Annotated in this window: 12 protein-coding genes; 11 read left to right on the top strand and 1 reads right to left on the bottom strand. The window is 41.0% G+C overall.

The features are described from left to right. Positions 1 to 5 precede the first annotated feature (5 nt). The 11 genes from WH188_RS04845 to WH188_RS04795 all read left to right on the top strand — a co-directional run bounded on the left by WH188_RS04845 (position 6) and on the right by WH188_RS04795 (position 8,232). Complete coding sequence (locus WH188_RS04845; RefSeq protein ID WP_339423379.1) at positions 6 to 653, top strand: hypothetical protein; 648 nt, start codon at positions 6 to 8, stop codon at positions 651 to 653. A 6-nt stretch (positions 654 to 659) separates the two neighbouring features. Continuing rightward, the gene (locus tag WH188_RS04840) at positions 660 to 1,301 is read left to right on the top strand and encodes a TerB family tellurite resistance protein (RefSeq protein ID WP_339423378.1); all 642 of its coding nucleotides are present in this window, start codon (positions 660 to 662) and stop codon (positions 1,299 to 1,301) included. Positions 1,302 to 1,312: 11 nt separating this feature from the next. After that, positions 1,313 to 2,506: a conjugative transposon protein TraJ gene (gene traJ, locus WH188_RS04835; protein WP_339423377.1), complete on the top strand. Its 1,194-nt coding sequence runs from the start codon at positions 1,313 to 1,315 to the stop codon at positions 2,504 to 2,506. An 11-nt stretch (positions 2,507 to 2,517) separates the two neighbouring features. Then, on the top strand, positions 2,518 to 3,135 hold the full coding sequence (traK, locus tag WH188_RS04830) for a conjugative transposon protein TraK (protein WP_339423376.1): 618 nt from the start codon (positions 2,518 to 2,520) through the stop codon (positions 3,133 to 3,135). A gap of 1 nt (position 3,136) precedes the next feature. Next, positions 3,137 to 3,433, top strand: coding sequence for a hypothetical protein (locus WH188_RS04825; protein WP_339423375.1), 297 nt, complete (start codon positions 3,137 to 3,139; stop codon positions 3,431 to 3,433). 67 nt (positions 3,434 to 3,500) lie between these two features. Further along, a complete protein-coding gene (gene traM, locus WH188_RS04820; protein WP_339423374.1) occupies positions 3,501 to 4,799 on the top strand; it encodes a conjugative transposon protein TraM in 1,299 nt (432 codons plus the stop codon). Positions 4,800 to 4,841: 42 nt separating this feature from the next. Continuing rightward, on the top strand, positions 4,842 to 5,684 hold the full coding sequence (gene traN, locus WH188_RS04815; protein WP_339423373.1) for a conjugative transposon protein TraN: 843 nt from the start codon (positions 4,842 to 4,844) through the stop codon (positions 5,682 to 5,684). Between the two features lie 78 nt (positions 5,685 to 5,762). Further along, complete coding sequence (locus WH188_RS04810) at positions 5,763 to 6,575, top strand: hypothetical protein (RefSeq protein WP_339423372.1); 813 nt, start codon at positions 5,763 to 5,765, stop codon at positions 6,573 to 6,575. 32 nt (positions 6,576 to 6,607) lie between these two features. Continuing rightward, positions 6,608 to 7,618, top strand: coding sequence for a hypothetical protein (locus tag WH188_RS04805; RefSeq protein WP_339423371.1), 1,011 nt, complete (start codon positions 6,608 to 6,610; stop codon positions 7,616 to 7,618). Next, positions 7,602 to 8,006, top strand: coding sequence for a hypothetical protein (locus tag WH188_RS04800; RefSeq protein WP_339423370.1), 405 nt, complete (start codon positions 7,602 to 7,604; stop codon positions 8,004 to 8,006). Before WH188_RS04805 ends, WH188_RS04800 begins: the two co-directional genes overlap by 17 nt. Next, entirely contained in the window at positions 7,936 to 8,232 is a 297-nt protein-coding gene (locus tag WH188_RS04795; RefSeq protein WP_339423369.1) for a DNA-binding protein, read from the top strand. Before WH188_RS04800 ends, WH188_RS04795 begins: the two co-directional genes overlap by 71 nt. A gap of 158 nt (positions 8,233 to 8,390) precedes the next feature. Here WH188_RS04795 and WH188_RS04790 read toward each other — a convergent pair whose 3' ends face one another. Then, positions 8,391 to 12,524 carry an ATP-binding protein gene (locus tag WH188_RS04790; RefSeq protein WP_339423368.1) on the bottom strand — a complete coding sequence of 1,378 codons (4,134 nt, stop codon included), beginning with the start codon at positions 12,522 to 12,524 and terminating at the stop codon, positions 8,391 to 8,393. Between the last annotated feature and the right edge of the window lie 84 nt (positions 12,525 to 12,608).

Raw genomic sequence — 12,608 nt, 5'->3', positions numbered from 1 at the left:
TGCTTATGAAAACATGTATAACTATGGTGGTCGCTCTTCTGCTCTGCCAAGTATCGTTTGCCCAGTCCACCTGGTTCAATGAATGGTTCCGCCAGAAAGGCACACAAAGGAAGTACCTCATGAACCAGATTGCAGCACTGGAAGTATATATCGGATATGCCCGAAAGGGATACAGTATTTACAAATCAGGCTTATCAACCATCGGCGATATCAAGAACGGGGAGTTTAATCTGCACTACGATTTTTTCCTGTCACTAAAAGGCATAAACCCGGAGATAGCACGGTACGGTAAGGTTGCGGACATAATCAATCTCCAGTTGCAGACCCTTAAAATCCATAACAGCACATTAGGGTCTATCAGGACAGGCAACCATTTGAGGCAAAATGAAATAGCCTACGTAAGTCGTGTACTGGACAAAGTAGCCAGCGACTGTACCAATCTATTGGAAGACCTGATAGCCTTGACCACAGCAGGAAAGTTGGAAATGGAAGACGATGAGCGATTGCAGCGGATAGACAAGCTATACAGGGAGATGCTGGACAACTATAAATTTTCCAATGATTTCTCCAAGGGTACTTTGGACCTGGGACGTGCGCGGGAAAAAGACAAAAAGGAAATTATCGACAGCAGGATTCTTAACGATATAAAATAAAAGGTGATGAAAAGAATAGGAACAATACTGCTGGCTACTATTATGATAACATGCAGTTACAGCAAGGTTTCCGCCCAGGTTGACGAGATTGCGCAGCTGGTGCTGAACATAGAAAAATTAAGTCAGTTCAAGCGGATACTTAGCGACATGAAAAAGGGATACGAAATTTTGAACGGTGGCTATAATACCGTCAAAAATATTTCAGAAGGAAATTTCTCCATCCATAAAACTTTTTTGGACGGGCTGATGGCGGTAAGTCCCGAAGTAAGGAAGTACCGGAAAGTTGCCCTTATCATCGACCAGCAGGTTTTATTGGTCAAAGAGTATAAGGCAGCGTACGCACGCTTTTCATCCGCTGGTGCCTTCCATGTTTCAGAGCTTCGGTATATGGAAAGGGTGTACGGTAATCTTTTCAATAAGTCCCTCAAACATCTGGATGAACTGATGATGGTCATCACTGCCGGGAAGTTACGTATGGCCGATGATGAAAGGCTGCGTACCATAGACCGTATCCATGCCGATATGGAAGAAAAGTTACAGTTCCTCCGCGAGTTCAACAACAGTACCACCCTACTTTCTATCCAAAGGGAAAAGGAGTTGAAGGATGCCAATGTGGCCAGAAAAATTTATGGATTAGCTAACGATTAAACAAAAAAGCAATGAAAACAACACTAAAAGTAACAGCCATAATTACGCTGCTGATTATTGTACCGATACTTTCGCACGGGCAACAGATGGGCGACGGCATAGGTGGCTTGAATGCCGTACTGGACAACCTTTACGATGAAATGATGCCGCTATGTTCGCAACTTATAGGCGTGGCCAGGGGGCTGGCTGGATTTGGCGCCTTATGGTATATCGCGTCAAGGGTCTGGAAACATCTGTCCAATGCGGAACAGATAGATTTTTATCCCTTGCTACGTCCCTTTGCCATTGGCTTTTGCATCACCGTTTTCCCTTCTGTCCTTGGGCTTATCAATGGCGTGATGCAACCTACCGTAACGGCCACTGCTGCTATGGTACAGGGTTCTAATAAATCCATAGAAGTACTACTGGAACAAAAGGAGGAAGCTTTAAAACAGACCGATAAGTGGCAGATGTATGTGGGTGCGACCGGTGGTGGTGACCGGGACAAGTGGTATAAATATACGTACGACGAGGATGTATCCGACGAAGGGTTTACAGCTGGTCTGGGTAACGACATAAAATTTGCCATGGAAAAGGCCTCCTACAATTTCCGCAACTCGGTAAAGGAATGGATGAGTTCCGTACTGATTGTATTGTACCAGGCTGCGGCTTTATGCATCAACACCCTGCGGACATTCCAACTGGTGGTGCTCTCCATACTAGGCCCCTTAGTTTTTGGTCTGGCCGTATTCGATGGTTTTCAGCATACACTGACTGTCTGGTTGGCAAGGTATATAAACATTTTTTTGTGGCTTCCTGTAGCCAACATTTTCGGTGCCATCATAGGCAAAGTACAGGAGCAGATGCTCAAACTGGACCTGCAACAGATCGGGGGCACCGGCGATACTTTTTTCAGTCCTACAGATATTGGTTACCTCATCTTTCTGATCATCGGTATCGTCGGCTACTTCACTGTGCCCTCCGTGGCCAACTATATCGTCCATGCAGCTGGTGGTGGCGCATTGCAACAAAAAACGACAAACCTGATCGGGATGGGCAGCTCCGCTGCCAGCAGTGCGGTAGCCTTGGGAACCGGGGGTGTGCTGGCCGGTACGGCAATGGCTGCTGATGCCATGGGTAATGCAGCAGGAAAAATGAGCCGTGGAATGGATAGCCAGGGCACCAATGAACCCTACCTCAAAGATCAACTTAAAGGCAATTCTTAAACAGGCAAATTATGTTCAACAAACCCAAAAATATAGATACCGCTTTTCGGCAGATACGTCAGTTTACACTGGTGGTCGTTGCAGCTTCACTCCTGCTCTGCTGCTTCGTCACCTATAAAAGTTTTGATCTCGCACGAACGGTGCAGGAAAAAATATACGTGCTGGGTAACGGTAAGGCCCTGGAAGCATTCGCTTCCAGCCGTAAAGAGAATATACCCGTAGAAGCCCGCGAACATTTAAAGAGTTTCCATACCTACTTTTTTACCCATTCGCCCGATGAAAAGCTTATCCAGCAACAGATCCGTAAATCACTATACCTGGCCGACAACTCGGCAAAGCAGCAGTACGACAACTTGCGGGAATCAAACTATTACGTTTCGATCATCTCGGGCAATATCAACCAAACAGTGGTCATGGACAGCATACGCCTGGATATGGAAACCGAGCCCTTCCGTTTTATCTATTACGGAAGACAGGAAATCACACGTCCGACCAGTACCGTCGTACGCACCCTGACAACAGAAGGCAGATTGAGACAGGTGTCTCGTAGCGAGAACAACCCACATGGTTTTCTTATAGAACGCTGGAAAATTATTGACAACAAGGACCTGCAAATAAAAAACAGATAACATGAAAACAACGCATCGTAACAAAAGCAAAATTATTTCTGAAAAGCTCCATGAGCGGGCAGATAAAAAGCAAAGGGAACTGGCGACATGGATGCAGGCACAGAGCGGAAGACTCTCTGTGCCGATGCAAAAGAAGTTGTTCCTCCTATTTACCATTATGGCCTCCACCTTTTTTGTACTGATCATCGTTGGGGCTTTAAAGCAGAAAAATGTAGGAACCATAGGTAGTATCACAGCTCCAAATACAGAACACAATTTGCTACAGGACAGTAGCCGTGCAAATTTGAAAGCTCGTTGATGCAGCGCCATCTAACAGTAGCAGATAGTAAAGTACTTAAATTTTAAAAATCAAAACAACAAGAAAAATGGAACAGGAAAAGCAAAACAAACCAGTACGGGACAGGCGTAAATTCTTATTGGTACTTCCCCTACTCGTACTCCCATTTATATCCTTGGGATTTTACGCCCTAGGTGGTGGTAAAGGCATACAAGGTTTAAGCGGAAAAGACGCCATAGGCCTGAACGCTACGTTGCCCGATGCCCCCGGACAGGATAAGGAAATGCTGGACAAGATGTCGTTTTACGACCAGGCAGAAAAAGATTCCATCAGACGTATGGAGCTTGCAAGACAGGACCCCTATTACCTATCGTTCGAGCAGTCCAAGGAGCTGCAGGGACAGGATAATTTTGCGAACGACTATATGGGCATGAGAGGGATGAACACCAATAGCTACCAGAACCCCAATGAGGAAAAGGTATACAGCAAATTATCGCAACTGAACAAAGTGCTTGCCGATGCGGACAGGGAAGCATGGCAGCAGAATAATGAAGGTAGTAATACACAAAGCTACAGTAAAGCAGATCCTGAAATGAGGGGTGACATCGACCGTCTGGAACAGATGATGCAGTCCATGCAGTCTGGTCAAGGGCAGGCAGATCCTGAAATGGCGCATATCAATTCGGTATTGGAAAATGTGCTGGACATACAGCATCCCGAGCGGGTGCAGGAGCGGTTAAAGCAACAGTCCAAGGACAACACAGGTCAGGTCTTTGCCGTTGCTGCCACGCTTGCCCAGACGCCTATATCCTTACTGGACAATAGATCTGTTAAGGAATATAGCGAGGAGTATCAGGATGAAAAAAAGGTCGATAACAGATTCTTTGGATTGGACGGGATTACTGATATAGATGACGAGCTAACCAGCATTGCCGCTGTGGTACATGAAACGCAGACACTCGTTTCTGGGGCAACGGTAAAATTGCGATTGACACAGGATGTGTTTATCAGTGGTAGGCTGATTCCTAAAGATCATTTTATCTATGGCACGGTAGCCCTGCAAGGCGAACGTCTTCAGGTACAGGTGGAAAGTATAAGGTACGAACAGTCCCTATTCCCTGTCAAGCTCTTTGTCCATGATATGGATGGACTACCTGGCATCCATATTCCAGGTGCTATCACAAGGGATGTGGCCAAACAAAGTGGTGATCAGGCGATACAAGGAATTTCCTTGGGAACTATGAATCCATCCATTGGCGCACAGGCGGCAAGTGCGGGCATTGAACTGGGGCGCAACCTGTTGAGCAAGAAAATAAAACTAATCAAAGTGGAGGTAAAGGCAGGCTACAAAGTATTGCTAAGGGACGGCAAAAAGAAAGACCAATAATCCAATACTCTATTCAAACACAAAATATAAAACAAAAAAACAATGAAAACATTCAAAACCATATTCACAGTATTATTCTGTATGGCCCTGGCATCAGGACTTAACGCACAAGATGTAAAAACAGACATAAAGGGAAACATCGCTCCCTATACCATCGGTGTACCTTATGATAGAACCGTAAACCTCATATTCCCCTACTCCATCAAAAGTGTGGACAGGGGCAACAGCGGTGTCATGGTACAGAAAGCAAATGGTGTGGAAAATGTGCTGCAACTGAAAGCAGCCGACCAGCAGTTTGTTTCAACCAATCTTACGGTAATCACAGGTGAGGGCGCCTTGTACTCTTTTGAACTGCGCTACGACAACAACCAGCATAAGGTCAACTTTAAGGTTGCAGAAATGGCGCTACCCGTTCATCAAGAAGTACTGTTTAGTCCCGGTACGGAAAGTGAGGCAGCCATACAGGATTATGCCAGACGGATAGCCGTGAAACAAAAAAGCATGGCAGGCCTTGCCCACAGCAGGTTTGACATGGCACTGGTCATTAATGGAATCTACATTATGGGCGATGTGCTCTATTTTCAGATGAACATTGCCAACAACAGTATGGTGAGCTATGATACAGATCAGTTCCGAATGTACATAAGGGACAAGCGTAAAACAAAACGAACAGCTTCACAGGAAACCGAAATTACGCCGATATACATGGATGGCAACATTTCGAGGATTGCAGGAAAATCTGCGAATACCATTGTTGTGGCCATCGATAAGTTTACTATACCCGACAACAAATTTCTTATGGTGGAACTTATGGAAAAAAATGGTGGTAGAAACCTGAAAATAAAATTGAAGAACAAGCAATTGATAAAAGCCAAGGGGCTGTAGCTCTTGCTGGCATTGGCGTACATGTATAGCTTAGAAATAACAAACAGAAATTTAAAACAAAAAAACAGGAGGTTTGAGATGAACGAGAAAAATGTGGAGTACCTGGAAAAACAGCTACAGATGACCGGTTTCAGTGACGAGACCAAAGCTGAGCTTCGGACAAAGATTGCCGAGGAACAGGATAGTTTCCAGTTGACGGAAAAGAAGGATTATGGGCAGGACAAGGTGGAGGCCCGCCTGAACTTCAGTCGATCAGATCAGGGCAACTATTTCTTCAATAGCTACGATTTGATACTGCAAAAAGAAAAAGCCGATCAATCTAACATGCATCAGTTCAAGGTGAACTACGGCAATACCTTTACGCTTAAAGAGGCATACAACCTGCTCGATGGTCGTTCGGTGAACAAGAACTTTATCAAGGTGGACAAGGAGGACAGTAAGAACAACAAGGTGACCAATGCCTGGTCCTATATGGATTTCAAGAACACGGATGCCAAGGGTAATTTTATGATACAGCGTAAGTTCGGGTTCGACCTGGAAGCTGCACTGAACAAGCTGCCCTTGAAGAACGGACAGAACGCACAGGTAATGGAGAACCTGGTCGGTAGTCTGAACAAGGGCAACCGACAATATGTGGTGTTGGAAATAGAGGGCAAGGAGGAGAAACGTTATCTGGAGGCTGCACCCAAATATGGTAATATAAATATCTACAATGAGCAGATGGTACGACAGTATGCTTCGGTCGCCAAAGACCGGAGTCCACAACAGACGGAAGGGCAGGAAAAAAATGTTTCAGTTGACCAGAAACAGGGAAAGAAGGAACAGCAGGATGAGGAAGGTCCTGCCGGCAAAAAGAAACAGCGCACGGGACGTTCAAGAAAAGTAGTGTAAGCATCCCCTACCCTTAAAATTCAACAATTGTCATGGCTAACAGGATAAAACATTGGTGGAACGAGGTCAAGGATTGGCAGGGACGGTTTGAAAAACTGTTCCCTACCAATTTCTTAAACAGCATTGACTTCAAAAAGGAAAAACTCCGGATGTACGAGCAGGTGCTGTCACGCGATGCCCCCGGACTTACAGAAGACGAACGGGTGAGCAAAAAAGCCTTAAATCAGGAAAGAAGGGCGCTGGAAAAGGAAGTGTACCCCAATGTTTATGTACGTCTTTTTAGAAATATTTTACTCTTGGCTAAGGCTATGGTTAAAGCAACTGTTCCAGGTTTTAATAGTAGCAGTCCTTCAAAGAACCTTGGCAGTATCGATAACAAACTTGAGAAATCAGGGCTTTCGGATTGGAAAGAACCGGTACACCAAGCTATCAGAAAAGGAAAAACAGCAATGGATTTTTCAGAATCCAATACGCCTACGGAAAACATTGATTACCATTTTAAGATTGCACATGATGAGCGTAACCGTCCAATTTTGGACGGCTATACAGCAACACTTCGAGACGGCAACAATAAGCCTACAGCCAGTATCCACGTATCGGAAGAGGCTAATTTAACCAAGGAAAATGTAAGGGCGCTGTTGAGTGGCCGAGCCATAAACACAGAGGGTAATGTATGGAAAATGCCCGACCTGAACGACCGCGATGAACATGGACACATAAAGTTGAAGGAGGTGGTGGTAGCTGATTACAACGTTGAACAGGCATTAAGCAAACTGCCGATTAAAGGTATAAACGATAATACAAGAAGTGGACTAGTGGAGGCATTGCGTGCTGGGGGTCGTCCAGAAGTAACGCTGACTGTGAATGGGCAGGACAAGGTGGTTAGTCTGGAAGCCAACCCGATAAAACGGGACATCAACATGTATGCAGATGGCAGGAAAACAACTATGGACAAATTGAAGGATACTGTAATGCCTTCTAAGAAAGTGGTGCCTATTGTGCTCACTAAAAAAGAAAGGGTGGCAAATGCAAAACGGAGATAAGCTAATGGGATGTGCGGTACTGGAACGGTTTTTTGAAATGGCAAATCATGACCCTGTTATTGATGCAGGCCATATTGCTTTGTTTATGGCTTTGTATACGATATGGCAAAGTTCTGGTTCTACGAGTCCATTTACCATTACCAGTGCTGTTGTACTACCGCTTGCCAAGATATCGAGCAGGACAACCTACCACAGCAAAATGAGTGACTTGGCTGAACGTGGTTATATTGGTTACCAAGCTTCGTACTATGGCAAAACAGGGAGTAAGGTATTTATAGAAAATAGGCGTTTGGGCAATTATGATAACAATAAAGATCATGGAAGAGAGAAAGAAGTCGCAGAAAAGGAGGAACGACCTGCTGACCATCGGCGATTGGGAGGATTATAAGCTGGAACTTATTACAGAAATCAAGGAGCTTTTAAAAGAAAGAAATATAGCAAACAAAAAATGGCTCAAGACGCATGAGGTCTTGAAATTGCTTCGTATTTCTCCCGGAAACCTCCAACAGCTAAGGAGTAGGAAAATTATTCCTTACACCCCAATCGGTGGTTTGTTCTGTTACTATGAAGAGGACATGATGGGGCTACTTGAAAGGTATAAAACTTCTATTTAAGCAGCAAAGTAACTAAGTATAGATTTATAGATGGGACCGGTTTTACGGTCCCTCCTATTTATAAGCATGCCGAGTTCTACTTTATCCAGGCTGGCTCTAACTCGGTACAAGCTACCGAGTTCTATCAACTTAACAATGATAATTCTTGGCGAAAAAGCCTATAGTTTAGTTCGCCCTTGATGATATAGATAATTATGATATTTTCCGTTATCTTCCCATACTAGGAACATCTGGCAATCCTGATGATATATTTCCTTTGGATTTTCAACTTTTGCTTTTTGAAAAACGAAAACAGACCAAATCATTTTTAAACAATTATTTTTTAGCTTTGCACCAAGGATACTTTTGTCAACAATTAACATCCTCTGCTGCGCGTGATAGGCCTCTCCGATGTTACTACTGAATCCAACAATTTCATCATTATTGGCTAACAGAACTTTTCCATTACCTGTTTTTACGCCTAAGAAATCTCTTATTTCTCTTGATGGAAGCAAATAATATGTTTCTTGATTATCAACAGTTGTAACCACTTCGCAGGTTGTCGGTCTAATTCCTATCTCCTCATCTAGAGATGATGATTTGATTTCTTTAATCCAATCCATCCATATAACGTCTATAGGTGATATATAAATATCTACATCTGGCGAATAATGAAGATCAACAGGATCAAATTCTCGTTTGACTCTATTGTCTTTTTGGATCGTTTTTAATAATGAGGAAAAATTGGATTCTTCGATTAACAAAGCAGTACTTTTAATATGAACTTGTCCAATTTGTGTTTCCTCGACCATTGTTGTATAGTTATCCAACACGATCCATTCTTTTTTGTCAAAATCAGTATTAGTATATCTTTGTTCAATTTCAAGCCAAGCCCTGAAATCCCAATCTTGAATTGACTTCACCCAACTTTTCAATTTACCATCAGTTAAAGATTTAACATTACTAATTGGAGGGACCATATTCTGTGGTACAATCCAATATGAAAGTATTTCAGGGAAATTAAAACCACCTTTAATATCGTTGGCTGGGTTTTTTACTTTAAGTATCTTGGAGTATTCGTCTAAGAATTTATTGTCATCATAAGCGTCAAAAGGAACATTGTCTGCTAAATAGCCTTTTATATAATTCACTGCTAACCACGTATACTTTTCCTCGAAAGTTGAAATTTTACTTAAACTGCCATGGCTAGCTTCTGTATACCCAGCTCCTTCATCTTGATCATACCCTAGTTTTTTTATGTATGCAAGGGCAGCATACATAGCAAACTGAAATGGCTGCAGATTTTGGTCTGGATGGGTATTATACTTATTTAGAAAAACATCACTTTCATCAGAGTCATAATCTAAGAAACCATCATAACTTTCTTTAATTACGTACCATGCTAAATCGTGAACGATTGGAAATATCTCGCCTTCCCTTCCTGTAGTGTTTTTTGCGTATAGTGGAAGAGGCTCAAAATTTGTTGTCTTATAGGGCGGCCTTGCCTTATTAAGTAATGATTCACTAATTAAACCAAGATTAAAAGCTCGCTCTTGAAATGCACGGCAGCAATGTCTTACAACGGCATCCTTAATTATACTGATTTTATTTAAAGCAAAGACATTGACATCTATCCATTTAGAGAGTTTCTTGATTTCATCTGAGGGATTTAATTGTATCGAAGCTATTCCCAAAATCACTAATGACAGATCTTCGTCCATTTGGGCATCATATTTTCCGAAGAGTAAATTTAGCAATTTAATGAATTCTTCTATATCATTATATGCCCACGCCGTCAGCTGTGTTTTAGCATACTCCCTATAAATATTGTCGATTGTTGTTAGGCTCCAAGCAAATACCAGTGGCATGCCATTGAACTTTTGCCCATTTGATAATTTGTATGTGTAAAGAACATCACTTATTCTTCCTTGTTTGTGATTGTCCCCATAAGCAGGGCCTGACCAGATTTTATCCCGCTCATATTCATTTTTGAAACTTGAGAGTATCCTATGTAAGTATTCTCCATTGAATGGACTTCGAGTGTTATCAGCAGAAGGAAAAATCCATGAATCGAAAATCCTGTTTCGACCTTCGACGGAACTTTTAAATTCAAGAATACCTTTTTGCGAATAACTTCCAGCTTCTTTGGGATCTAATTCTCCTATACTCACAGTTAGAAGCTTTTCTATTTCTTTCTCTTCTATATTTCCCCACGATCCTCGGTCTCCGATTTCTATTCCATAATCTTTCAGAAGAATATTGGAAGCGATTTGTAAAACACCTAATCTACTTTGAAATTCGGCAGGCACTTCCGTCATTCCATTTTCTGATATTGATTTTGCGAGCCTTTGGGCGATCAAAAAATCTATATAGGATTGATTTGTTGACCTATAAATGATTTCATCGACTAAGGAATCATGACTTTCTATCTGTTCTGATTTTAACATTCCGTGACGCTCTAACTCACCAAGAATGTGTGAGATAAGGGAGTTGGAATATGTTCCATTCTGAGTTAATATTGTTTTTAGTTCTTCTTCAGTAACTGTTTCTTTGTACCACAAAATATCTGCAATGGTACCTACGATCTTTACAAAGATTTGTTTATCTGCACTTAATTCAATTAGAAATTCTTCACTAACCTCCCTTTGAATTTCATTCAGAATAGTTTTTATGAGACTTGTCAAAGATGTTTGGACATTGATTGCTTCATCGCGCTTATTCCTATAAATTGAACAAAATAATTTCAACGCTAATAAGCTTTTAATTGCCGTTTTAAGCCAAATATCATTAGGCGCATTGTAAAAATTCACATAATCATCAAATAGATCAACAACTTGAACATTTGATCCATGCGGAAGCTCGTAGATCATAGCCGGTAATTCCCTTTCTACGCTATTATCTAAAAAATACTCGCGACAAGTAACTATGAACTGAATTCTTGGAAATTTCTTACAATAAGTGGAAAGACCATTTATAAGATTCTTCCATTTTTCCCAATCGTTTCTTTTAGCTTCTTCTATTCCATCGATTGAAATTAAAACCTTCACGCTTTCTGATGGTTCATTATTTTTTCTTGCAACTTCATAAATGTGTGCTAATGATTCCAATGCCTGCAGTATTTCAATTTCCGACCAATTAGTAAATCCACCCAATGCACTTTGTAAAACTGTCCTTAAATCTTGTCCATCACGGTATTTAGCCTGAATAACTATTGCAGGATTTTCCTTTGATAATAATTGTTTGGTTACACTTGCAACTGCCTGAGTTTTACCTGATCCTGGCGGGCCACTAAAGATTATATACTTTGGATCTGTCTCTGAAGACAAATCTGAAAACCTTCGCTGTATACCGTTAACATCAATTTGATCGATTATTTTTGAGATTGCTACTATATTCCCATCAAATTCCTTCTCCAGAGATTTTAACTCTTCATATAATCCTGATTTATCAAATTTATATTTGGATTTAAATTCAAATGACCTTTCTCCATTCCGAACTTTATCATTCATAACATTCACTTCTAAAGTGAACTTTGTTATGAATGATAACAATTGATTTATATGAATAAATTCGCCCTTAGGCAACTTGAGAAGTAATTCTTCTAATTTAAATAGTGAACTATTGATAGTTCTCCATTCATGAACAAGTCCCTTTCGATATTCTACGGTATATAAATGTTTATTAATTTTTTCTTCGATAAATCCCTCTTTGTATAAATCTGATACATAACGAAGCCTCAGCCAACTATTAAATGATTTCTCATTGATCTCTTCGAGCGTTTTATAGTGAATTATAGAATCTTCAAACCAAAATTTTCTTATACCAATATTTTCATACTCTTGTAATTCACTGATGATTTTATGCTCCCCCCAAAACTCAATTGTTAAGTCTTTATGTTTATTTTGATAAAGAGTTTTGATAGCTTCTGTTTTGGAATAATCTGTGCTTTTGGCTTTTAACTGTTTTTCTTTATCTACAATTTTGACGTTAGTTAAATCACGAGGTATGAAAATAATATACTTAGTAATTTCTGGATGGTTGGCCATTGCAGCCTTTATTGAGTCTCCTATTTCTTTTGTTTGTGTGCTAGTAAAGCTCTTTACAAACCATTTTACTTGATTGGCAATTTTACTTCCATCCTTTAAAGTTGTATAAGCTTCTACTCCACCATCGCCTCCATCACCATTTACCACGATAAAATCTTTATATGAATTATGGTTTCTCTTTATCCAATTTTCAAATATCTGATTACAAAGAATTTCAAATGCTTTATCTTGATCAAGGTTATGGGTTTTAATACTTTTAATGTCCATGCTTTATAATATTCATAGTTTGTGAAGGAAAACCGGAAGCGATAAACCTTACTTTAAAAATTAAAGGATTTAGTTCAATATGGT

It is taken from the genome of Sphingobacterium sp. MYb388 (assembly GCF_037479535.1).
Lineage (GTDB): Bacteria > Bacteroidota > Bacteroidia > Sphingobacteriales > Sphingobacteriaceae > Sphingobacterium > Sphingobacterium anhuiense.
This window is presented reverse-complemented; position numbering and strand designations above follow the sequence as displayed.